Here is a 23,628-nt window from a genome sequence, read left to right on the forward strand (position 1 = left end):
ATCAGAGGAGTTGGCAACGCTAGGAGTGCGAGCCGTAATAGTCCTTTGCAATCTTGTCGATGAAGCCTTCGTCGACAAGTTTCTTGATGACACGGTTCAGTTCATCAAGCTTTGCCGCCCAACCCGATTTCTTGGAAACACCGAGATACAGGTCGACCGAGTTTCCCGGATTATACGGCGCCTTTTCAATCTTGTCGGCGAACCCCTGACGTTTGATCAGGTAGTCCACCTGGCAATCCGTACCGATCATGATACCGAAACGCCTCTTCATCAGCATGTCGATCAGGATCTGCTCCTGCGCAACGCCGACCTTGTCCAAAGACCGGTCCTTGTCGAACCTTTCGAAGTAGGCCGAATGCAACACGTAGCCGACCTGGTATGGCGCCAGGTCTTCGTAGCTCCGGATTTTATCGGCCTGTCCCTTGATGGTGTAGAAGGCGGTCGTGCATCTGAAGTAAGGCGTATCGGTATAGGCGATATATTCCGCCCGGTCCGGACGGAAAGCCAGCCCGGTCATGACATCGACGCCGCCCCCTTGCATTTCGGTGAGCGCCCGCCCCCAGGGCATCTTGGCAATCCGGAGTTCGGCTTCTGTGCGCCTGGCAACTTCGTCCATCAGGTCCAGATCCAGCCCGATGAAGGTATCTCCCTCAGAAATCCGGAAGGGCGGCCAGTCATCGGTGGCTATGATCATCTCGTCCGCGCGTGCGGCGCTTGCTGACACCGCAAGCAAAAAGGAAAAAGCAACGCAACAGATACGAGAAATTGACACAACAACAACCCCAAATAATCAGAGAATTAAAGTTGTTACCCAATTTCATCAAATATTATCGCTCGTATTATTGCAATATCGTAAATTGTATCCAGCAAGAACTAACCCGTCTTCCTTAACGGAAAACTCCTGTCATACACGCGCTTTACTGGCTCAACAGGCAACCATCGAACCTTTATCAAGGAAGAACCCCGGTCAACGCATGGCTGCTCCTGCCTGGCCCGCCTTGCTGCGTTGCAAAAAATCGATTAGAAGGTGGCAACTTGATCCAGGTCAAAAGTGGAAATCCGGGCAGGGATTGGCGCTGACCTAAAAAACCACACCAAATATCCGGAGCAGCCCGTGTCAGCACGCGCGGAGGCCGTTGCGCCTGAACAACCGTTGAAAATGGATGCGTCCCGCATCAAAACCGAACTTCTGGCCGGGCTTACAGTTGCCCTGGCGCTCGTTCCCGAAGCCGTGGCCTTTGCCTTTGTTGCCGGCGTCAATCCGCTGGTAGGTCTCTATGCGGCGTTCTTTGTCGGTCTGATTACGGCCTGTATCGGTGGTCGTCCCGGCATGATTTCCGGCGCGACCGGCGCACTGGCCGTGGTGATGGTCTCGCTCGTCAGCCAGCACGGAGTGGAATACCTTTTCGCTACCGTCGTGCTGATGGGCCTCATCCAGATCGTGGTGGGCTTGCTGAAGTGGGGCAAGTTCATCCGCATGGTGCCCCATCCGGTCATGCTTGGTTTCGTCAACGGCCTTGCGATCGTGATCTTCCTTGCACAGCTTGGCCAGTTCAAGGTTCCAGATGGCGCTGGCGGACTGACATGGATGGAAGGCTCCCAGCTGTATCTGATGCTCGGCCTGATAGCCCTCACCATGGCTGTTATCTGGTTCCTGCCCAAGATCACATCGTCTTTCCCAGCGCCGCTTGCAGGCATTCTGGTTGTCTCCGCGCTCGTGCTCGGCTTCAACCTCGACACCCGCTCGGTTGGCGATCTCGCCTCGATCGCCGGCGGCCTGCCGGATTTCCACATTCCCATGGTGCCGCTGACGCTCGACACATTGCAGATCATCCTGCCTTATGCCGTGATCCTGGCAGCCATCGGCCTCATTGAATCCCTGCTGACGTTGAACCTCGTGGCCGACCTGACAGGCACCAAGGGCGGCGCGTCCAAGGAATGCCTTGCACAGGGCACGGCAAACGTCGTGACCGGCTTTTTCGGTGGCATGGGTGGCTGCGCCATGATCGGCCAGTCCATGATCAACGTGAAATCCGGTGCACGTACCCGGATTTCCGGCATTGCCGCAGCTCTTTTCCTGCTGTCCTTCATCGTCATCGCCTCGCCCTTGATCGAACGGATCCCGGTCGCAGCCCTGGTCGGCGTAATGTTCATGGTGGTCATCGGCACCTTCGCGTGGACCAGCCTGAAGATCATGCACAAGATCCCGCCGATCGACGCGCTTGTGATGGTCATTGTCACCTGCGTCACCGTTTATTCGGATCTCGCGGTCGCTGTTGTCGTCGGTGTGATCATCTCCGCGCTTGCTTACGCCTGGAATGCAGCCAGCCGAATCCGTGCCCGCATCGGCACCAGCAAGGAAGGCTGGAAGGTCTATCGCCTGACCGGCCCGCTGTTCTTCGGCTCCACCACTGGCTTTGCCGATCTCTTCGATCCGTTGAACGATCCCGAGGACGTTGTCGTCGACTTCATCGACAGCCGCGTGGTCGATCATTCCGGCCTGGAAGCAATTGACGCCCTCGCCTCGAAATACCTTGCTGCTGGCAAGCGCCTGCACCTGCGCCACCTGTCGCCAGACTGCAAGAAGCTGCTGGCCAAGGCTGGCGATCTTGTCGAAGTCTCGGTCCTTGAAGATCCGGATTACGAGATTGCCGTGGACTACGGTCACACGTTCGACCGAGCAGAAAAGACCACCTGACGCACGCTTTTCCAAGCGCGACAAACCAAGACCCACACGGTTGCCCCGTGCGGGTCTTTTTGTATCTGAAACAGGTTTCAAGCTTCCGGTACAGTTCCCCGATTGCTACGCGCGGCGTAATTTGAAAGAGATATCGGCTTACGACGACACAACTCACAATCGGGACGTCACGGTGCCAGCACGCAGGAAACTCTTCATCACACCGACCCTTGCCTCCGTCATCGGCAGTTTCGTGCTGGTGACCGCGGCTGCGATCCTCTTCATCCAGGCTGTCACTTCTTCGGAAGTCGTCAGGAGAATGGGCGGTGAGTTGGTCGATATCGGCATGGATGCAGCCGAAACGGCGTTTGTCGAGCAGCTTCATGCCATCACCGAAACTGCCGAATTCACCCGGCTGACCTATGAGCGCAAGGAACTGCCGGTCGACGACCCCGATCTCATCCTGTCTTACCTTTACGGTGCACTCGCCCCGATGGAGCAGGTCTCCTTTCTGGTTCTGGTAGACGAAAATGGCGAAGGCGTTGATGTCGACAGAGGCGATGCGGACGGCAAACTAATGGGCGGCAACGTCAATCTGGCGACGGATATTCCGATCCTGGTTCCCCTGGCGGAGCGCGCGAAAAAGCAGTCTGGTGCTTTCTGGAGCGAGCCGTTCTACATGCCGAACCGCGAGCACACCTATTACGTCTTTGTACGCCCGCTGCATGAGGGCAAGACCTACCGTGGCAGCCTGATGATCGGCATGTCGCTCGACAGAATGTCCGAGATCACCTGGCACGTTTCGACAGACGACATAACCGTCTTTCTCATGAAAGAGGGATCAGACGAAATCGTCGCCCATCCCGACCTTCACAAATCCTTCGATGACCTGACAGCAGAAATGCCTCTTCTGAATGTCGATCGTTTGCCCGATGCCTTTTTGGCCGGCTTCAAGGACATGCCGAGGGTCAAGAATGAGTCCTTCGACATTTCCGAGAAACTGGCTGTCTATTCCGGCACTGCCCCTGACGGCGCCGAACGGTTCGTGATCCTTGAACAGAAGAACGAAAACCTCTTGGGTCTTCCGGTCAGGATCGGTGTTCACTTTCCTGCCGAGTACCTTTCCCAGCCGCTGAAACAATTGCTGATGGCGCTACTTGTTGGTGGCGGACTGCTCGTGCTGTCCCTGGTTGGCGCGGTTTTGCTGGCGAGACGGATTGCAAGACCGGTGCAACGTGCTTCGGTCGCGGCAAGAGAAGTGGCGGGCCTGAACCTTTCGACCGTAGCCCCGCTGCCTTCCAGCATCATCCGGGAACTGGACGACCTGTCCAAGGGCTTCAATGCCATGTTAGGCGGCTTGAAAGCCTTCAATCGCTACGTTCCGGGCACACTTGTCAGGAAACTTCTGAGCGAAGGCCGGGCGGATGCCCCGCCGGAAGAAAGGGAGGTTGCTGTGCTGTTCACCGACATCGCCGGCTTCACCTCTGCCTCCGAAGGCATGACGGCAACCGAAACCGCTGCCTTCGTCAATCATCACCTGTCCCTGCTCGGCGCCGAGATCACAAAGGAAGGCGGCACCATCGACAAATACATCGGCGACAGTGTCATGGCATTCTGGGGCGCACCGGAAAGGCTGGAAAATCCGGCAGAGCCTGCGGCCCGTGCGGCAATCGGCATGGCCCGTGCCATCCGGGAGGACAACATTGCACGCGTTGCCCGCGGTGAAGCGCCTGTTCGTATTCGCATCGGCCTTCACATGGGCCCGCTCGTGGTCGGCGACATCGGCGCACCGGAGCGGGTCAACTACACGGTCATCGGCGACACGGTAAACGCCGCTTCCCGGCTGGAGAGCCTCGGCAAGGAGATCGACGGCGACGCCGATGTTGTGATTCTCGTCTCCAGCGAGATCGCCAAGCGTCTCGACAGCAGCATCGAGCAGGAGGCCATCGGACTGCACAAGGTCAAGGGGAAATCGGCAGCGGTCGAGGTCGTTCGGCTGCGTGGCTAGCACCGAGCCGATCATCCGTTGCAATCCTCACGGTTTCATCCGGTCACCCGTGCTTTGCCTCGCCACGTTATCAGGGTATGGGTATTGCGTCGAAATTCAGTACGCAGGCCAAGCACTTGCCCTTTAACAGGCGCCTTCACATCACGCCGACGCTCACGACGGTCATCGGTGGTTTTGTCTTCATCACCGCAGCGCTTGTCCTGATCGTTCAGGCGGCCACGTCGGAAAAGGTCGTGCGCAACCTGGGCGGCTCACTGATCAACTCGGGCATGCACTCCCTGGAGCAGGCCTTTTCCGCCCAGATAGAAGCCGTCGAGGAAGCAAGCTCCTTTACCGCAGCAGCTCTTTCCACCGGCAGCATCCTGTTGCGCCGTCCTCAGGAAGTCGCCGACTACATGTTCGGTGCGCTGTCGGCCATGGAGCATGTCTCCTTTGTCATCGTCGCCGACAGGAACGGCAATTTCATCCAGGTCGACCGGGGCCGTGCAGACGGAATTCTTGTACCCCAATTCGTGCCGAAGACCGACGAAACGCATGCCCTTGCGGGTTTGATCTCGTCTTCAAGGGACAAGACAGCCCCTTTCTGGTCTGGCCCGGCCTTTTATCCTCAGCGCCAGCACACCTATATCGCTCACGTTCAACCGATCCTGTCCGACGGCCCTGACGGCAGTGACTACGAAGGCCTCGTCCTGATGGCCATGTCCATGGAGCGCTTGTCGGAAGTCACAAGCGACATCTCCACCGGCCTGGTTCAGGTGTTCATGATCAACCCACAGACCTACGGTCTGATTGCTCATCCTGCATTGTCGGAGGTCTTCAACCTTCTGTCGCCGACAAGTCCGCTGATTGAACTCGAGAACGTCCCGGACACTTTTTTACAAACCCTCAAATCGACCGAAACAGTCGATGCATCAGGCTACGGGATACGCCAGGGACACGAAATGCGTGCCGGCTATGACGCCCTTGGCAACAAGCGGTTTGTCGTCCTCCAAAGCCCGGACCTCGGCCCGACAGGGTTGCCGATTTCAATCGGCGCCCATTTTCCGGCGGAGGTTCTCGAGCAGCCGCTTGAGCAATTGAGCGATGCGATACTGATCGGCATCGCCCTTCTCGGACTGTCGCTGATCGGCGCCGGCTTTCTTGCCCACCGCATCGGCCAGCCGATCCGCCGGGCAGCGCTTGGGGCAAGGGCCGTCGCGGATCTTGAACTGGACTCTGCCGAGCACCTGCCAGGCAGCTTCGTGCGCGAACTGGACGACCTGGCCAACGGTTTCAATTCCATGGTCAGCGGCCTGACCGCTTTCAGCCGGTACGTACCCAAAACACTGGTAAGGAAACTCCTGCGTGAAGGCCGGGCGTATGCGCCGCCGGAAGAACGAGAAGTCGCGGTTATGTTCACCGACATTGCCGGTTTCACCTCCGCCTCCGAAGGCATGACGGCAACCGAAACCGCTGCCTTCGTCAATCATCACCTCTCCCTGCTCGGCGCCGAAATCACAAAGGAAGGTGGCACCATCGACAAATACATCGGCGACAGTGTCATGGCATTCTGGGGCGCTCCGGAACGGCTGGAAAATCCGGCAGAGCCTGCCGCCCGTGCGGCAATCGGCATGGCCCGTGCCATCCGGGCGGACAACATTGCACGCGTTGCCCGCGGTGAAGCGCCTGTGCGAATTCGCATCGGCCTTCACATGGGACCGCTCGTGGTCGGCGACATCGGTGCACCGGAGCGGGTCAACTACACGGTCATCGGCGACACGGTGAACGCCGCTTCCCGGCTGGAGAGCCTCGGCAAGGAGATCGACGGCAGCTCCGATGTAGTGATCCTCGTCTCCAGCGAGATCGCCAAGCGACTTGGCAACACCGTTGAGTACCGGTCCATCGGCCAGCATCAGGTAAAAGGCAGAGTTGAGCCCCTGGAGGTGGTGCGGCTGATCGATTGACGCTCGCCACTGGAGGAAGCGGCCAGCGCTACCCAGCACTGGCTGTTCGGTTCACAGGATCCGGTAGAGTGTCCGGTCACGCCTCAGAACGTGGTGGAACAGTACCGCGCCAATGTGAAGGGCAAACAGTGCCAGCAAAGCCCATGCGCTCCAGGAATGAATGGCTGACAGTGTCCCCGCAATGTCTGGCGACTTGCCGATCGGGCTCCAGACCGGAACCAGTCCGAACCAGCTCAGCGGAAATCCGTGGGCGTTTGTTGCCAGAAACCCGCTGACCGGCATGACGATCAGGAACAGATAGAGAAGCCCGTGAACGACGCTGGCCGCCAGTCGTTCCAGAGCCGGGCCCTCTTCCGCCGGCTTTCGAGCAACAAGCTTGTTGCCGACACGAACCAGCATCAGCCAGAGCACCAGAAAGCCGAAACTTTCGTGCAGCAGGTAGAAATCCAGGGACACATCGCTTTTCACAAACTTGATCACGTAACCCAGTGGCCATGTCGCCAGAACCAAAGCGGCAATCATCCAGTGCAGGATCCTGGTGGTTCCGGCATGACGGCTTTCCGGTCCAAGGGGATGCGTATCGGTTCGCGTAGTCGTTTCCATGGAGTTCAGCACTGTCATTGTCCTTTTTATGCCTCAACAGCCCGGGTTCGTTTTGCGCCCGGTTCCTTCACGGTCGGCTGCCCGTCAGGTTCGGGTAGATGGCAACCGTTGTCACCAGCGTTTGAACCTGCCACGAGCCCTGTCACCGTCTCTTGTTAGCTCATCCCCTTCCCGGCCTCCTGTGACCAGCGACACTGCCCGAACAGCAGGCGCAAACGGTCTTGACATGAACCGGGGGAAACAAGGCAAGGCGGCCCGGGTCCGGCAAGATCAGCGACAACGGATCCAGTATAAATCTGTCAGGCATTCCGGATGGCAAGAGCTTCGCAGGTCAGCGAAGTCGGAAGAAGCAGAACCGCTCGACCAGCCGCAGAAGATCTTTCTGCGAGCGGCAGTTGGCCTTGGCCATTGTATTCTTCAGGTGTTTTCTTGCGGTGTCGAGTGAGATGCCGCGTTCAACGCAATGTTGCGACAGATCCTGCCCGGACGCGATTGCGCCAACCACAAGCTCCTCGGAAGGTGTCAGGCGGAACAATCCGGCAAATTGCCTGATCTCCGATGGGTCCGGTCCATGTTGCATGTGGAGCGGAATACAAAGGACAGCCAGCATCGAGCCGCCACCACCGATCCCTCCGGGAACGGGCAGGAAGCGGACCCCTATCTGATGATCCAATGTATCGGTGAGCGTAACGGTCTCGCCCGAAGGAACGCTCGAACGGAAGTGAAGGGCGTCCAGTGCAAGCGCAAGACGCCGGTTCAAGGCCCTGTCCCGGAAGACAAGACCCCGGCTGCTCATTTTCAGAACCTGTTCTTGCTGCAAGGCTTCGGCCTGATCGTTCGCGAAGACGATCCTGCCCCCTGCGGTCACCAGGATTATCCCTTGCCCGCGTGCCGTCAGGAGATTGCCGAGCGTTTCCGTATTCGCTTTTGCTTCAGCCAGTGTCAGATGGATCCGCAAGGCCTGCCGGGTATGGCCGAGGATCAGCTGCTGAGCCTCGAGCTGATCTTTTTCCCAAGGCTCCTCTTCATAGAGAGAAAAGCCAAGCCAGCTCAAGCGATCGGGCATGGCGAGTTGGGCGCCAGTTACCTCGTAGAGTTCGAAAGGCAGCAGGTTCTCGTGATAGACGGGACTGGCCATCCGCTCTTCGTCGGTCCACAGGAGATCTCCGTGCAGAACTCTTCCGACCGGTGCATCCAGGATGCGCGGATACCTGACATCAAGCTCTGCGTAAGTGCCCATGTAATCCTTGTGAAAATCAGGATCCATGCGAACCGTGACGAAGAGGTCGTCCCCCGCATCTGTCAGGTTGTTGGAGAAGAAGTGACAACTCTTTGCCTGGAGGGCGTCAGTCACCTCTTCCATGGCCGGCTTCCAGAGCTCCGCCGTAACCGCGGCCTCATAAAGGCCCCGGATGGCAGCGTTCAGTCTTGCCTGATCGACTTTCAACTTGCCCTCGCCGAATGGTTGCACCCTATGACGTATATTCTGCCAAGATCTATTTCAAGAATGTTATGTAGATCACAAAGTTTTCGCGTTCGGCGACTTTCCGAATTTCAACAAACAACAAAAAAGCCGCCGGAGTTATCCGGCGGCTATTTTCACCAAAGGTTGCCCTTTTTCGTTATCGCACCAGAATGTTACGGAACTGCCAGGGATCCTTGGTGTCGATATCTTCCTTGTAGAAGCCAGGCCGCCCTTCCAAAGGTGTCCAGTCCGTATAATAGCCTTTGACCGGGCCAAGATACGGCAGCTGAATTTCGAGGCAGCGCTTGTAGTCCATCTCGTCCGTCTCGACGATGCCCGCTTCCGGGTTCTCCAACGCCCAGACCATTCCGGCCAGAACGGCCGAAGTCACCTGCAGACCGGTCGCGTTCTGATACGGCGCAAGGTCCCGGGCCTCCTCGACAGACAGCTGGGAGCCATACCAGTAGGCGTTTTTCTTGTGACCGTAGAGCAGGACGCCAAGTTCATCGATGCCGTCCTGCAGTTCACTTTCGTCGAGAACGTGCAGCGTCTCCTGAACCTTTCCTGCGGAGCCGAACAGTTCATGCAGCGAGAGCACGGCCACGTTCGCCGGATGATAGGCATAGTGGCATGTCGGGCGGTAGCTGACCTTCTTGCCGTCGCTCACGGAGAAGTAGTCGGCGATGGAGATTGCTTCATTGTGCGTGACGAGGAAGCCATATTGCGCGCCTGGCGTCGGGCACCAGGTCCGCACACGGGTGTTGGCACCCGGCTGTTCCAGATAGATCGCAGCCTTGCAGCCTTTCTTGTGCTTCTTGGCGTTCGCAGGCTTCCAGGTTTCGTGCGTACCCCAGCCGAGTTCAGCGGGCTGGAAACCTTCGGAAAGGAAACCTTCCACCGACCAGGTGTTCCAGAACTCGCCGAATGGTTTCGGTTCCTTGGCTCGCTGGGTGTCACGCTCGGCAATATGGATGCCCTTGACACCCACCTTCTTCATCAGCTTGGCCCAGCCCTTCTGGCTGGACGGTTCCTTGAACTTGACGCCGGTATCGGTCGCGATATCCACCAGCGCCTTCTTCACGAACCAGGAGACCATGCCGGGATTGGCGCCGCAGCAGGAAACTGCCGTAGTGCCGCCAGGATGTTTCTTCTTTTCGCGTCGTACGGCCTCACGCAGTGCATAATTGGTCCGGTCGGCTGCCGTTGCGGTGTCGTCGAAGTAGAACCCCGGCCAGGGTTCGACCACGGTGTCGATATAGAGCACGCCAAGCTTGCGGCAGAATTTCATCAGGTCCAGCGATGAAGTGTCGACAGACAGATTAACGACAAACCCCTGCCCCTCGCCCTCCGTGAGCAAGGGCGTCAGTATGTCCTTGTAGTTTTCAGGCGTCAGGGCGACTTTTTCGAACCGGTATCCCCGTTCGGTCACCAGCTTGGCATCACCATCAACCGGGTCGATGACGGTAAACCGGCTCTTGTCGAATTTGAAATGACGCTCGATCAGCGGCAGCGTTCCCTTGCCGATGGAACCGAGACCGATCATCACAAGAGGACCGGTGATCGTTCCGTGAACAGCGCCCGCTGATGCTGCGGAACCTGCTTTCGGTTCAGCGGCCTTCGAAGCTGCCGCCTTCGGTGCAGAAGCTTTAGGAGCGGCTGTCTTCGTCTTGGAAGCAGTCGCTGCTTCCGGTTTCACCGGAGCCGCTTTTTTGGCAGCCGGCTTGGCCGCAGTCTTGGCCTCAGTCTTGGTCTGCGTTTTTGCAGCAGCAGGTTTCGGTGTCCTGCTTGTCGAAGGTTTTGTGGCCGCCACAGATTTTACAGGCGCTTTCGCGTCAGCTGCCTTGGTGGCGGAGGTGGACGGCTTGTTGGTTGCGGGTTTCACAGCAGCAGGCTTTGCAGAGGCCGTTTTGGCCGGAGATTTTGCAGCAGCCGGTTTCACACTCGCCGATTTCGCAGCCGCCGGTTTCGCAGCAACTGGTTTGGCGGGCGCAGCCTTGGCTGCAGCCGGCTTCGCAGACGGTGATTTGGCAGGTGTCGATTTGGAGCTTGCCGGCTTTGCCGATGCGGCTCTGGAAGCGGGCGTACGCGATGTGGTCTTGCGCCGTGTTGTTGGCTTTGCGGCAGCTTTTGCCGCCGGCTTCTTCGGCGCACCGTCGTTGGTGTCGTCGGTCATATGCGTAACTCCAATCCTATCCGATATGCCGCCCACATCGCTTCCAGAGGGTCCGGCCCGTTGGGAAATCCTTCAAACAGCAAGGCGCACTTATTGCGCCTTTGTTAGGTGTGGCTGGTTTCTGCAGGAATTTCAAGTCTTCTCGGTGAAAGCCCGTTCAAGGAAAGACAAATGACTGTCTCAAACCCTGTTATTTTTAAACAAACAAGCCTGTGCTTAAAAAACAAGAGACGGCGGCGAAAAACTTCGCCGCCGTCTCCAAGTCTAAAGCTTCAAATTGCTTGCGAAACCGAGAAGACGTCTTCCCGGGCAGCCGGCACTGCCATCGGATCCAGTACACCGGATGCCGAAAGCACACCCTCCAGGCCGTCAATGTGCCCTGGAGTGAACTCGAGTGCGAGGAAACGGTGATAGTCCACCGGTCCCGGCATCCCGACCTTGTCGAGAAGGCCCGCAGCAAAACCGAAGCGGGTATAATACGGCTGATCGCCGACCAGGATCACGGATCCATGGCCAAGCACGGCAGCCTGGTTGAGGGCGTGCCGCATCAGACGGTCTCCGACCTTCAACCCCCGGCAAGCCGGATCGACGGCAAGGGGTCCGAGCAACAGGCTTTGCGAGCCGTTGCGGTCCGCCACAGACCAGAGCCTTACCGTGCCAACGAGCTTGCCAGATTCGTCGATTGCAGAAAATGCGAAGACCGGAAGCCGGCCTTCACGCAGACGCTCGGAGGTTTTCCTGAAGCGGTCCTCGCCGAAACAAAGGTCAAGCAGACCCTCGCGGGCGCCGGTGTGATCCGGCGCCTCGTCCACAATATCAATCATGGCACTTGCCTCAGATGACGAAGGACGCCAGCGGCGCGAAGCCGTTGAAGCCGACCGTGGAATAGGTCGTGGTGTAGGCACCACAGGCCTCGATCAGCACCTTGTCGCCAATGGACAGGCTCACCGGCAGTTCGTACGGCGTCTTTTCGTAAAGAACGTCGACGCTGTCGCAGGTCGGGCCAGCCAGCACGCAAGGTGCGGTGGTGTCGCCGTCGCGCGGGGTGCGGATCGGATAACGGATCGCCTCGTCCATGGTTTCGGCCAGGCCGTGGAACTTGCCGATATCGAGATAGACCCAGCGTACTTCGTCGCTTGCGGATTTGCGGGAAATCAGCACGACTTCAGCTTCGATCATGCCGGCATTGCCGACCATGCCGCGGCCCGGCTCGATGATGGTGGACGGCAGACGGTTGCCGAAGTGCTTGCACAGCGCCTGGAAGATCGCTTCGCCGTATGTCGAAACGCCCGGGACGTCCTTCAGGTAACGGGTCGGGAAGCCCCCACCCATGTTGACCATTTTCAGTTCGATGCCGCGGAGCGCCATTTCCTGGAAAACGCCTGCTGCCATGGCGAGAGCGAGATCCCACGCCGTGAGGTTGGCTTGCTGGGAGCCGACATGGAAGGAAACGCCATGGGCGACAAGGCCGAGCCGGTGCCCGTGTTCGAGGACGTCGGGCGCCATTTCGGGGTCGCAGCCGAATTTGCGGGAGAGCGGCCACTCGGCGCCGACACCGTCGCACAGGACGCGGCAGAAGATTTTGGAGCCAGGGGCAACGCGGGCGATTTTTTCAACTTCTTCGACGCAGTCGACGGCGAAGAGGCGGACGCCATACTGATAGGCACGCGCAATATCCTTCTCCTTCTTGATCGTGTTGCCGTAGGAAATGCGGTCGGCGGATGCGCCGGTTGCCAGCACCATTTCGATTTCGCCGACGGAGGCGCAATCGAAGGAGGAGCCGAGGCTTTCCAGGAGCGACAGGATTTCAGGTGCCGGGTTGGCTTTCACTGCGTAGTAGACGGAGGTGTCCGGCAGGGACTTGGCAAAAGCTTCAAAGTTGTCGCGCACGATGTCGAGATCGACAACAACGCACGGGCCATCTTCGTCACGTCGGCGGAGGAAATCGCGGATACGGTCGCTCATTGGGGGGCTCCCCTCTTTCTCAATCTCAGCCGCAGGCGCGCTAATCCTTGGCGTGCGCGCTGCGTTCACGTCGCAGGGTGCTGCAATGCGCACCGGGCCTCCCCCGGGATGGAACCGGAGGCCGGGTTGACTGCAGCGACGGTTGGGCTATGCGACTGCCAAGCAGCACAAAGCTTTCCCGCGTCGGGAAATGCCGTTGATTGGATCGGGGGAACCGAACCGCACGTCGGGCAATGATGTAACAAGTGCCTCTTCAGTGACGCCGGAGGTTGGAAACCCCGGCAGAGACCAAAAAAGCCCTCTTACGTCGTTGCTTTAAGCCGTCCGGATCTCAACTGCCCCGCCCCTTGGCGGATTGTCTGGCAGCGGCCCCTTAAGAGATGTCTTGTTGAACATCCCATGGACGACCACGGGCACGTGCGAATTTGGGCAAGGCGTATATGCGCCCGTTCGCCCCCCGATGCAATAGGAAATTTTCAGTTGCAGAAGGTTTTTTTTCACGCTGTACCGGACGAGTGGTCTTCGGAGCCGAAAGCCTTGCCTGACCTTAACTATTTGCTAAAAATTGTGACAGTCCCGGCAGGCGTTTCCCAGTGACTTGCCCGGTTCCCTGGATGCCGACCGGCATTGACTTGCCAGCCCTCGAGGGTCAGACAACAAATCACCACTTACAGGACCAAACGGACCGCTCGGGAAAGGCCAGCGCATGAAGATCGGAAAGTTAGACCACGTCAATCTTCGCACCACGCGGCTCGACGAACTGATCGCCTGGTATGGCGACATTCTCGGGATGGAACCCGGACCGCGTCCCGATTTTCCCTTTCCAGGTGCCTGGCTCTACGCGGGTAACGATGCAGCCATTCATCTGGTCGGTGTTGAGGGGCCGGAAGCGACCGGATCCGAAGCCAAGCTGAAACTGGAACATTTCGCCTTTAGCGCTTCCGGTCTGGAGGCTTTCGAAGCAAGACTGAACGAACGCGGCGAACGGTATCGCCGCTCCGTTCAGCCCGGCACGGGGACAGTTGCCATCAACGTCTGGGACCCGGACGGCAACCATATCCATGTCGACTTCACCCCGGAAGGCTGAGTACCGGATCGAAACGCCCGGATCGCCCTCAGAAGGCTTCGAAGTGGATCCGCTCCTGTGAAACACCAAGCTGTTCCAGCCCGGACTTCAGATCAGCCAGGAAGGCAGACGGTCCGCACAGGAAATATTGCGTCTGCAGTGTGGGTGACAAGTCCAGCAGCTCTTGTGCCGTTATCCGGCCGACCGCATCATAATCCTGACCTGAAACGTCCGAAGGCTGTGGGCGGCTATAACGGATCTCGTGCCGAATGTTCGGCCTCCCCGCCGTCAGGCTTTCGACTTCCTGCCGGAAGGGATGATGATCGCCATCCCTGACACTCTGGACAAACCACACGGGACGGCTCCCGTCCTCACCAGCCAGATGATGCAGCATGCTCAGGAGCGGCGTGATACCGATGCCCGCACTTGCCAGCACCACCGGGTCATTCGTGTCCGGCAGCGAAAAATCGCCAGCCGGCCTTCCAGCGTCTATGTATCCGCCAACCTGAAGCACGTCATGCAGGAGACGCGAGACAAGTCCGTTCGGCTCGCGCTTCACGGATATTCGATAGCGGCCTTCGGACGGATCGCCGGAAAGCGAATAGCTTCGCTGGATCTTGCCATGGCCGGCAGGAAGGCTGAGTTCGATCGGCAAATGCTGACCGGCCTTGAACGAAGGTAAAGCTCCCTCGTCGCGAGCCTCGAACACAAACGAGGTCACGTCGGAACTTTCCCGCATTTTCTCTGCAAGCCGCAACGACCGGATTGCCGATGCATCTTTCTGCCAGCGCAAATGCAAGACCGACGTCAGCTCAACGATTTCGTCGACCTCGAAGGACACGAGTTGACGTGCACCAGGCACTTTCGCCACTTCTTCCGCATCCCAAACGATCGTTGCCCGGCCGGTAACCTGCAACAGGCTGCCGCTTGCAAAATCCAGGAACAACAGCCCTGTTCGCGCATCCGCCAGAATGTTGCCGAGCGTGTTGTAGAACCTGTTGCCCGCATAGTCGGGGAAGATCAGCCGGCGATCATCCAGAACATGCACGAAGCCGCGTTCACCACCCCGGTGAGACACGTCCATGCCGAAGGCCTCGTCTTCGCCCTCTCCCCGGTAGCCGGTTGCGATGAAGAACGTATCGGCGGACCTGATCCACGCCGATTGCGTCGCACTCAAACGCGATCCACGAACTGCTTCTCCCGAGGCAGCTTCCGTACTCCAGCGCACATCCCGTGCCCGGATATATTGCGGGCAATTTCCGAACGACTGCCCGACAGCAAACCGGAACCCGTCAGCCCCTGCGGAGGCGACTGTCCCGTTGACGCGGTTGCGCCGCCGGGTCGCGAGTTCGATCCCGATGAACCCGACATCCGCGCCTTCGACAAATGCCTCTTCCAGGGCGTCTCCTGCGACAGGACGCGCTGAAATCGTCAACGACCCGGGATCGGGTGAGCGTACAAATCCGGGCCAGCCCTCCAGCACTGTCGCCCAGGGGCGACCGGCAGCATCGCGCGCCGAGGCGATCATGAATGGCTGGTCCTCAAAGAAGGCCCGATGTTGATCAGGCATGAAGCCGCGGATGGCACCACGCGCCCAGCGCTCCACATCCCTGTCGCCAAGTCGTTCTTGCACCTGGCGTTCGCCGTCATGAAACGGAGAAGGGATGACCGTCCGGTTTGCAGTCTCATCGATCTCAGCCATCGTCAAATCCTTTCGGTACCTTCAGGAACGCCAGACGCAGGCCCTTGCTCGCAAGGACCTGCAGTTCCGGGAAACGTTACGCGGCAAGGCCTGCCTTGGTAGCCGGCATGGCCACAAAGCCCGGCAAATCCTCGATGCGCTTCAAAAGACCGCGGATGCGCGGATAGGGCTCCAGCGAAACGTTGCCTTCCGGCGCATGCGCCGTGTAGCTGTAGATAGCGATGTCGGCGATCGTCGGCCGATCGCCAACGAGCCACTCGCGGCCGTCCAGATGGGCTTCCAGGTTATCGAAAGCCACCTTGGCGACAGACTTTGCACGCTCCGGATCAAGCGGCCGTCCGAAGACCGTGATCAACCGCGCCGCACCCGGTCCGCTGGCAAGTTCACCGGCGGCAAAGGCCAGGAAGCGATGAACTTCCGCTTCAAGATACGGATCTGTCGGCAGCCAGTCCGGCGCATATTTGCGGGCCAGGTAGACGAGGATCGCGTTGGAGTCAGAGAGCACGGTCGAACCATCTTCGATGACCGGAACCAGGCCCACCGGATTGAGTTTCAGAAACGGATCGCGTTTGTGCTCGCCATTGGCCAGGTCGACCTCGACCAGCTCGTGATTGATGCCGGTGAGGCTGGAAAAGAGTTCCACCCGGTGGCAGTGACCGGAGAGCGGAAAACGGTGGATCTTGATTGCGTTGGACATCGCCAGCTTCCTCTTGCCTTGAAGGATCTTCCTGCGGCCGAAGCGTCTTGGTCCGGTCCGCTGCCTGCAATATGCCTCCTGACTTGATTGGAAATAATCTTCGAATTCATTCAATGATTATGTACAAATAAGGGATAAAGAGCTGACAAGAGCAGGATCCGCCGAGGACAATAGTGATGGACAAGATCGAAACCATGCGAGCCTTCATCGCCGTCGCGCAGGAAGGATCCTTCACAAGCGCGGGGCGACGGCTGGGCCTGTCGACCAAACTTGTCAGCAAATATGTCCAGCATCTGGAAGGCCAGTTGAAGACCCAGCTTTTCAACCGGACCACGCGCAGTGTGTCCCTGACCGACGTCGGCGCTGCCTATCTGGAACATTGCCGGCCGATTCTGGAGCAGATCGATGATCTGGATTCGCTTGTGCGTGAACGTCAGGGCGCCCTGGCCGGCCAGATCAGGCTGACGGCACCGACAGGCTTCGGCAGCACGAGGCTGAGCGAGGCGCTTGTCCCTTTCCTGCGCAAGCATCCGGATGTCGAGGTGGATATGCGCCTGACCGATCACCGGCTTGCCCTGGTGGAGGAAGGTCTCGACCTGGCGATCCGCATCGGAGCCTTGCGGGATTCCACCCTGATCGCTCGCAAGCTGGCCGGCATGCCGCTGGTTCTTTGTGCCTCACCGGATTATCTGAAGCGGCACGGCAGACCGCAGGACCCAAGAGCCCTTTCAACCCATGTCTGCCTAGTCGACAGCAATCAGACCGAACTCAACACCTGGCGGTTTCATTCCGGGGACGAAGAGCAGGTCATTCGGCTGCATGGTGCCGTCCGCTCCAACTCTCCCGGAGCCCTGGCCCGTATGGCAATGGGAGGTCTCGGCCTCACCATCGCGCCGCTCTATGCCATCGAGGACGCCCTGGCGGACGGACGGCTTGAGCGCGTGCTGCCGGAATACAAGACCGACACGTTCGGCCTCTATGCACTCTACCCGCCCAACCGGCACCTGACCCGCCGTGTGCGTGCACTGCTCGATCATCTGGCCGCAGTGTTCAGCTCCCGCTGGCCGGACTAATGGCAGGCGGCCTCACCGGAAAGGAGAGCTCGAAGGTTGCGCCACCGGCACCCGGCAGCAGTCGGATCGCTGCACCATGGGCCTTCAGGAGCGCCTGGACGATGCCAAGCCCCATGCCGGTGCCCCCGCTTTGCCGCCTTGTGGTGAAGAAGAGTTCGAAGATCTGGTCCTGATTGCCTTCGGAAATGCCCTCACCATCGTCTTGCACCTGAACTGTCAGGCCTTTCTCGTCGGGCACAGCAACAATCGATACCCTGGACGCGGCGTGGCGACGGGAATTGTCGATCAGGTTTTCAAAAACGATCCGGGCGTTTTCCGCCGACATAGGCAGATCCGCATCGCCGGACAGGTCGATTTCCAGCCCTTCGAAGCGTCTCCTGAGCGCGGTGGCAACTGCGCTCAGCCGACAACTCCCGCCGATCTCGACACTGTCGGCCCGGGCGAGATCTCGAAGTCGGTTCAAGAGCTTCGAGGCACGTTCGGTATCGTGCAGGATATTGCCCAGGAACTTCTCCCTGTCCGCTTCGCTCAGCTCTGCCCCTTCATCCTTCAACAACTCCGCCGCACCCTGGATAGAGGTCAGCGGCGTCTTCAACTCGTGAGTCACGTGGTTGGCGAAGGTGGAGATATAGTCGTTCCGATCGAACAGCTTGCGCGACATGTCCAGCATGCTTTCTGAAAGCGCATGGATCTCGCGGTTGCCGTGAATGGCAAGCGGCACCAATGCCTCCCGCTCGCCATTACCGATCGCCAGAGAACGCCGTGTCAGTGCCTTGATTGGTCCGGTGATGGCGCGCGCGAAAATGAAACCGACGACAAAAGTCGCAGCCAGCACAAAGACCACGACCCAGAAGACGGCCTCGCGCTTAACGAACATTTCCTTGAGAATGTTGCTGGGTGTTCGCGAGGCATAGACAACGCCCGCGACCCGGTCGCTCACGATAATCGGCATCGCGACAAAAACGCGAACGCTGGTTCCCCGGCTGATGGAATAGATCGGCTGCGGATTGTCGACGATGCGCTCGCGCAGCGCACTGGCATAATGTCCCGAAAGCGCTCTTTTGATCTCCTCCACATGGGCAAGCGACAGGCCGATATCCTCACGTCCGGCGATGATTACACCATTGAAATCCAGCACCCGGAATCCGGCCAGGGTCTTCTTCTGAGTTTCCTGCAGGATGCGGTCCACGGCTTGTCCGGCACTCAGGTATTCGAGAAGCGGTGGTTCGGCAGCCGGCCGTGGCGCCCCTCTTCCGGGCAAGACATTTGTGCGCGTGAGATCGAGTTCCGGAAGTTGCGGCGTCCAGCTTCCGCCCGGGTTCCGCAGATAGATGCTGCGACTGCCGGGCACCTCAGTAGCCTTCGCAACCTCCGGCCCCAAAGGCAGGTCGGCGCCACCGATCTCTTCAAGGCGCTGCGCCATTGCCGCGGCAATTGCCGCCGACTGCCCGATCAGCTCCGCTTCTGTCGTCTCGATGAGCTGGTTTTCATAGACGCGAAAGAAGGCGACACCTGCGAGAGGCACCAGCAGCATGATGCCAAGAACACCCGCCACCACGAGCGACAGCGGCGGACGCCATTTGTCTCGGAAGGTGCGCGACAGGATCATCCGCCGTTTCCATTCTCGACCCGGCAGGGCCCAAGCCGGAACCCGACGCCGTGCACGGTCTCGATGGCATCGCCGCATCCAGCGGTTCCAAGCTTGGCGCGGATGTTGCGGACGTGGCTGTCGATGGTGCGATCGGAGACGTGGATATTGTCCCGGTAGGCATTCTGGAGGATCTGCTCGCGGGTAAAGACGATCTTCGGCCGGGCCAGCAGGGTAGCCAGGATATCGAACTCGATGGCCGTGAGCGTGACAGGTGTTCCATCGACTGTCACATGGCGCTGCGACCGGTCAAGTTCGACTGCACCGAAACGCAGCGCAGGTAAGTCTTCAACCATTTCGGCAGCCGCGGGGGCGCCGTAGCGCTTAAGGATCGCGCCGACGCGGGCGATCAGTTCGCGCGGGCTGAAAGGTTTGGTCACATAGTCATCGGCGCCCAGTTCAAGGCCGACGATCCTGTCGATCTCGTCATCGCGTGCCGATAGAAACAGGATCGGCACTTCCGACGTGCGGCGCAGATGCCGACAGACATCCAGCCCGTCCATTTCCGGCAGGCCGATGTCCAGAACGATCAGGGACGGATTGCATAAAAGCGCCTTGTCGAGCGCTTCCTTCCCGTCAGCGGCAACTTCGAACACATAGGACGCTTTTTGAAGCGCGAAACAGATGACGTCCCGGATATGCGGGTCGTCATCGACAACAAGAATGGTTTGACCTGGCAAATGTCTCTTCCCGAAAAATGGCTCCCGCAGTTGCCTGCGGGAGCGTTACCAATAGCGAAGCACGGATCAGGTTTCCAGCCACCAACCATCCCGGCGCAACGTGCGGGGCAAGGCAAGATCCAGCTCGCCAGACGCAGCTTCCTCATCGCGTGACCGGAACCCGCGAACCCTTTCCCGCAACTTGCGGAAACTATTTGCCAGTTGAAGCCGGAACCGGGCAGCCACAGCCAGGAGGACCAGCATCACACCCAATATGCCTTCCGGCTCCGGCGCGGAACTGCCGGAAAGATTCAAGGACGGATAGGCGTTGGTCGAAACGCCTGCAACCTGCGGCAAGGGCACGTTTCGGTGAGAGGCCGTCGACGGTGTGCCATTCACCACATTTTCAGAGACGGCGACAAAGGACGTGAACCGGGTCTGAAGCGAATAGGTCAGGCCCAGATCGACGATTTCCTGCTTCAGTTGCGTGTCGGTGCTGCCACCGATCGTATAGGCGCGCTCCTTGTCGAAAATCTGCTCGCGTGCCCAGATCAGCGGCAGGGCCCGGCTGGAAACCGAGCTGCCATCGACAGAAGACTTCAGGTCGATTTCAAGCGGCAGTCTGGCAGCATGTCCGTTGACCAGACCGTTGATGAAAATCGTGTGCTTGCCACCGGCAGCGTATCGCCCCATCACGCGCACCGAGCCGCCTTCGAACAGATCAGGTATCCGGGCCGGGCTCTGTCCCTCAACCTTGAGACCGTTCCAGTCGATGGCGATGTCTGTCAGGAGCGGTGTCTTCAGGTTCGCGGCAAGGCTTTCCGCCGCTTCGCCCGCATCTTCTCCCAAAGCCACATAGCGGGCATAGCCCCTGCCCTCTGTGGCCATCGCATCCAGCAGGAACCGGTTGACCGAGTTGCCGACGCCGAAGGCATAGATACGCGCCTTGCCGATACGGCTCGCGACACTCGAGATCACGGTCGCCTCGTCGCCGATATAACCGTCGGTCAGAAAGACAACGATGCGTGTGGTGTTTTCCGGTTGCACCTGATCGAAGGCGGTGTTTACGGCCTGGTTGATTTCCGTCCCGCCACCGGTCGAAAGGCCAGCCACGAACTTCAAGGCCTGCCGCTTGTTTCGCTCCGTTGCCAGAACAGCATTTCCGGCAAATTGGGAGGTTTTATTGGAAAAGCGGAGGATGCGGAAATAGTCATCAGAGCGCAGAGACTTGATCGCTGCCGTCATGAAGGTCTTGCTCGCTTCGATCGGCTGCCCGCTCATGGACCCGGATGTATCCAGCACGAAGACAAGCTCGCGCTGGCCAATCATGTCTTCAGCCGGCAGTTTCGGCGGCTCGATCAGCAGCGAAAAATAGCCCCCGCCATCGGCTTCGTACCGGGACGAGACACCGGCAGCAACATCGCTCTGTGAGGCAAGCTCGTAACGCAAAACGAAATCCCGATTGTCGATGGCCCTGCCGGACTTGAAGCGGACTGTCCGCATTTCGCCCTGGCTTGAAACCTCCAGTGCATGGGTATCGCTCGACAGCCGCGAGACAGGCATCGGTGCCTTGAGAGCAAGTTCCAGCGACACCCGCCTCGGATCGATTTCCTTCGGAGCATTCTGCCCGATGACCTCCGGATAGGCCGGAAGCTTGTCGATCTGCCAGCCGGAGACTGTTTCACTGTGCTTGAAGGCAGCAGGTTTCGCAAAGGCGGCTTCATCGCTCGCATATTCGGTATCGCCGTATCCTGGACTGTCGTCCCTCGGCACACTCTTGTCCGCGATGTTTTGCGAATGCTTCAGGGCGGCTTGCGCGCCCAGCCCCTCGTAACGCGGCCCCACCACCATCGGCATTACCAGCTCATAGGCGCCGTCGGTCTTGGGGACGGTCTGGGCGTATTCCAGTGTCACCTTCACCGGGCGACCGGGCATCAGATGCGCAATATCCTGGGTGAACATGTTGGGCCGGTGCTGCGTCAGAAGGGCAGCGGCCTTGCCTTCCCGTTTCGCCTTCTCGAAGGTTGCCTTGGCATCTTCCTTCTTCTTCATCCGCGCCACGATGGTCTCGCCGTCGAGATCCATCCGCATGGCGTGAATGGCCGCCTTCTGGTTCAGCGGAAACAGGTAGGTCGCATCGAGCGGCAGCTTGGTCGGGTTCAGGAAGGTCTGCGTCAGTTCCACATGGGCAACATCGCCTTCAACCTCGACCTTGTAGTCGGCCTTCAGAAGCGGCAGATGGATCTCCTTGCCACCGGCAGTGGCAACCACGGTGCCGGACAGATCGTCGAGGTCTGGCTCAGCTGAAGCCGGCAGCGCTGAAAGTGTGCCAAAGACGATGGCCAGCGAGGCTGCCAAAGTGGCTTTCAGAGTTGGTTTTAGAGAACTGGCAGACGCCAATGGGGACAGGAACGTCATATGCGTTTCTCCTTTTGGGCAGGGAAAATACCGGAAGTGCGGGTGTTGAGATCGAGCGCAGCCCCTGCGGCGGCCTCAAAGGCGGCGCGTTGCGGCTCGTCTAGTGTCCACGGGGTAATTCGCTGAATGCTGGTCCAGGTGGTGCCGGGCCGTTTCAGCCACAGCCAGATCGCCTCGGCGATGTTGTGGGTCGTCTCGCCGGTGCTGGAGGTAAAGGTGACGGCAACGCGCCAGTCACCTCCGGTTTTCGACCGGGCCCGGTAGAGCGCTGTCGGAACCGGTTCGAAACGGCTGCCGAGAAAGGTCACGTCGAAGCCGAGCCCGCGCAGGCAATCGTCCGGGGCGTGCAGATGGCGCAGCGGCGAAGAGGTGTGCACCAGCGTCAGTGCCATCGGCCCGTAGCGCCGCTTCTGGGCGTGGCCACCATATTGCCGGAAGTATTGCTCCTCGATCGGCAACAGCGCCTCGTCGACACCGACCTCACCCGCCAGTGTCAAAGGCAATGGCTGCGGCCTGGTCGAAGAAGAAACATCAAGCGCGTGCCGCGGCAGGCTGACGATGAACAAGGCAAGGCTCAGGAACACCAGTGCAGACATCTTCTGCAAGGGCCGCGACATCACCGGCAAGCTGAAGACAGCCCGGGCAGATCGCCACTCAGCGGGACGTGGCTTGTAAAACGCCAGCACCGGTGCCATCGACAGAAGAAGCGTCAGATAACCGATAAAGTCGTGGAGCGGCTGCGCCATGACATCGGCCTCAAGGACACTTTCCGGATAGGCAATGCCGACGGCAAGCAAAGCGATGCGCAGAGAATTGCCGATCAGAGCCAGCCCGAGCGCAATGCCAATCCAGAGTCCGGCAGTCAGCAGGTTCGCCCGGTAAAGCGCAGTCAGGATGACCAGAAAGGACATGGCGAGCATCAGCCCGGATGTGCCCGAGCAAGGCAGGTCCACCAGAACGTCCTTGCCGGCAAGTCCGATCCGGATGCCTGAGCACGAGAGATTCGAAAAGAAGAGGCCGAGACCGCCGCAGGAAAGCTTGGCCGACAGTTCCTGCAGCGGATAGCCGAGCAGCCGTTGCAGAATGCGCTCGACCGGCAGAGTGAACAGAAACAGGACGGACAGCCAGAAGGGGGAAACGGCTCTCTGCCTCTCCCCTGTCCGCAATAGGGTCGCCAGCGCGAAGACATCAATTGCCAGCGCCAACCCGCCAATCACGTTGATCGCCAGAATCTGGCTTGCCAGCCGGATCAGCGCCGCCGCCAACAGGAGCAGCACTGCCATTTGCCGGTGCCCGATCGAGTTCTGCCGAACCGGGCTCGTCATCGACCAGAGCACCAGGGCTGCCACCGCGACCAGATAGAGCGCGCCGGTGGATGGGTAGGACGGGTCAGTCCATGTGCCGATCAGCCAGCGCAGCGGCTCGTAGGCAAGAAGCAGCGAGGCCAGGAGGAAGGCCAGTGAGGTCGGGGAAGAGGTTGCCAGGCGGGTCATGGCACCTGTTGTGCCAAGCCCGCTTGCAGGCCTTTGTC

19 protein-coding genes are annotated in these 23,628 nt (G+C 59.4%); 7 read left to right on the forward strand and 12 right to left on the reverse strand.

Annotation, left to right across the window (positions count from 1 at the left end):
* Positions 1 to 19: 19 nt before the first annotated feature.
* The gene (locus tag J7447_RS09625; protein WP_209169481.1) at positions 20 to 694 is read right to left on the reverse strand and encodes an ABC transporter substrate-binding protein; all 675 of its coding nucleotides are present in this window, start codon (positions 692 to 694) and stop codon (positions 20 to 22) included.
* Between J7447_RS09625 and J7447_RS09630 the strand changes: the two genes are divergently transcribed.
* The 4 genes from J7447_RS09630 to J7447_RS09645 all read left to right on the forward strand — a co-directional run bounded on the left by J7447_RS09630 (position 681) and on the right by J7447_RS09645 (position 6,628).
* Positions 681 to 1,085, forward strand: coding sequence for a hypothetical protein (locus J7447_RS09630; protein ID WP_209169482.1), 405 nt, complete (start codon positions 681 to 683; stop codon positions 1,083 to 1,085). The two genes, J7447_RS09625 and J7447_RS09630, sit on opposite strands and share 14 nt — an antisense overlap.
* A 74-nt stretch (positions 1,086 to 1,159) precedes the next feature.
* Positions 1,160 to 2,698, forward strand: coding sequence for a SulP family inorganic anion transporter (locus tag J7447_RS09635; RefSeq protein ID WP_077293569.1), 1,539 nt, complete (start codon positions 1,160 to 1,162; stop codon positions 2,696 to 2,698).
* 172 nt (positions 2,699 to 2,870) lie between these two features.
* On the forward strand, positions 2,871 to 4,685 hold the full coding sequence (locus J7447_RS09640; protein WP_209169483.1) for an adenylate/guanylate cyclase domain-containing protein: 1,815 nt from the start codon (positions 2,871 to 2,873) through the stop codon (positions 4,683 to 4,685).
* Positions 4,686 to 4,801: 116 nt separating this feature from the next.
* Positions 4,802 to 6,628 carry an adenylate/guanylate cyclase domain-containing protein gene (locus tag J7447_RS09645; protein ID WP_209169484.1) on the forward strand — a complete coding sequence of 609 codons (1,827 nt, stop codon included), beginning with the start codon at positions 4,802 to 4,804 and terminating at the stop codon, positions 6,626 to 6,628.
* A gap of 51 nt (positions 6,629 to 6,679) precedes the next feature.
* Here J7447_RS09645 and J7447_RS09650 read toward each other — a convergent pair whose 3' ends face one another.
* From J7447_RS09650 to J7447_RS09660, 3 genes are all read right to left on the reverse strand, one after another.
* Positions 6,680 to 7,249 (reverse strand): cytochrome b, encoded by a 570-nt coding sequence (locus J7447_RS09650; RefSeq protein ID WP_286189106.1) that lies wholly within the window; start codon positions 7,247 to 7,249, stop codon positions 6,680 to 6,682.
* Positions 7,250 to 7,562: 313 nt separating this feature from the next.
* Positions 7,563 to 8,678, reverse strand: coding sequence for a hypothetical protein (locus tag J7447_RS09655; RefSeq protein WP_209169485.1), 1,116 nt, complete (start codon positions 8,676 to 8,678; stop codon positions 7,563 to 7,565).
* Between the two features lie 175 nt (positions 8,679 to 8,853).
* Positions 8,854 to 10,239 (reverse strand): homospermidine synthase, encoded by a 1,386-nt coding sequence (locus tag J7447_RS09660; protein ID WP_209170124.1) that lies wholly within the window; start codon positions 10,237 to 10,239, stop codon positions 8,854 to 8,856.
* A gap of 124 nt (positions 10,240 to 10,363) precedes the next feature.
* On the opposite strand from J7447_RS09660, the gene J7447_RS09665 reads away from it, so the two are divergent.
* A complete protein-coding gene (locus J7447_RS09665) occupies positions 10,364 to 11,044 on the forward strand; it encodes a hypothetical protein (RefSeq protein WP_209169486.1) in 681 nt (226 codons plus the stop codon).
* Positions 11,045 to 11,141: 97 nt separating this feature from the next.
* On the opposite strand, the gene J7447_RS09670 is transcribed toward J7447_RS09665, so the two are convergent.
* Together J7447_RS09670 and J7447_RS09675 are read right to left on the reverse strand one after the other, a co-directional pair.
* Positions 11,142 to 11,693 (reverse strand): N-acetyltransferase, encoded by a 552-nt coding sequence (locus J7447_RS09670; RefSeq protein ID WP_055654983.1) that lies wholly within the window; start codon positions 11,691 to 11,693, stop codon positions 11,142 to 11,144.
* A gap of 10 nt (positions 11,694 to 11,703) precedes the next feature.
* Complete coding sequence (locus J7447_RS09675; protein ID WP_152506242.1) at positions 11,704 to 12,834, reverse strand: type III PLP-dependent enzyme; 1,131 nt, start codon at positions 12,832 to 12,834, stop codon at positions 11,704 to 11,706.
* Positions 12,835 to 13,540: 706 nt separating this feature from the next.
* Between J7447_RS09675 and J7447_RS09680 the strand changes: the two genes are divergently transcribed.
* Positions 13,541 to 13,921 (forward strand): VOC family protein, encoded by a 381-nt coding sequence (locus tag J7447_RS09680; RefSeq protein WP_209169487.1) that lies wholly within the window; start codon positions 13,541 to 13,543, stop codon positions 13,919 to 13,921.
* Positions 13,922 to 13,949: 28 nt separating this feature from the next.
* Here J7447_RS09680 and J7447_RS09685 read toward each other — a convergent pair whose 3' ends face one another.
* Both J7447_RS09685 and J7447_RS09690 read right to left on the reverse strand, forming a co-directional pair.
* Positions 13,950 to 15,602, reverse strand: coding sequence for a pyridoxamine 5'-phosphate oxidase family protein (locus tag J7447_RS09685; protein WP_209169488.1), 1,653 nt, complete (start codon positions 15,600 to 15,602; stop codon positions 13,950 to 13,952).
* A gap of 76 nt (positions 15,603 to 15,678) precedes the next feature.
* Positions 15,679 to 16,299 carry a glutathione S-transferase gene (locus tag J7447_RS09690; RefSeq protein WP_168684110.1) on the reverse strand — a complete coding sequence of 207 codons (621 nt, stop codon included), beginning with the start codon at positions 16,297 to 16,299 and terminating at the stop codon, positions 15,679 to 15,681.
* A 176-nt stretch (positions 16,300 to 16,475) separates the two neighbouring features.
* Between J7447_RS09690 and J7447_RS09695 the strand changes: the two genes are divergently transcribed.
* Entirely contained in the window at positions 16,476 to 17,372 is an 897-nt protein-coding gene (locus J7447_RS09695; RefSeq protein ID WP_062488416.1) for a LysR family transcriptional regulator, read from the forward strand.
* Here J7447_RS09695 and J7447_RS09700 read toward each other — a convergent pair.
* From J7447_RS09700 to xrtT, 4 genes are all read right to left on the reverse strand, one after another.
* Positions 17,350 to 18,981: an ATP-binding protein gene (locus J7447_RS09700; protein WP_209169489.1), complete on the reverse strand. Its 1,632-nt coding sequence runs from the start codon at positions 18,979 to 18,981 to the stop codon at positions 17,350 to 17,352. The two genes, J7447_RS09695 and J7447_RS09700, sit on opposite strands and share 23 nt — an antisense overlap.
* Entirely contained in the window at positions 18,978 to 19,700 is a 723-nt protein-coding gene (locus J7447_RS09705) for a response regulator transcription factor (RefSeq protein ID WP_209169490.1), read from the reverse strand. The genes J7447_RS09700 and J7447_RS09705 overlap by 4 nt, the downstream gene beginning before the upstream one ends.
* Before the next feature lie 66 nt (positions 19,701 to 19,766).
* On the reverse strand, positions 19,767 to 22,097 hold the full coding sequence (locus J7447_RS09710; RefSeq protein WP_209169491.1) for a VIT and VWA domain-containing protein: 2,331 nt from the start codon (positions 22,095 to 22,097) through the stop codon (positions 19,767 to 19,769).
* Positions 22,094 to 23,590 (reverse strand): exosortase T, encoded by a 1,497-nt coding sequence (gene xrtT, locus J7447_RS09715; protein ID WP_209169492.1) that lies wholly within the window; start codon positions 23,588 to 23,590, stop codon positions 22,094 to 22,096. The genes J7447_RS09710 and xrtT overlap by 4 nt, the downstream gene beginning before the upstream one ends.
* Positions 23,591 to 23,628: the final 38 nt, after the last annotated feature.

This window comes from Labrenzia sp. R5_0 (assembly GCF_017743835.1).
GTDB lineage: Bacteria > Pseudomonadota > Alphaproteobacteria > Rhizobiales > Stappiaceae > Roseibium > Roseibium algicola.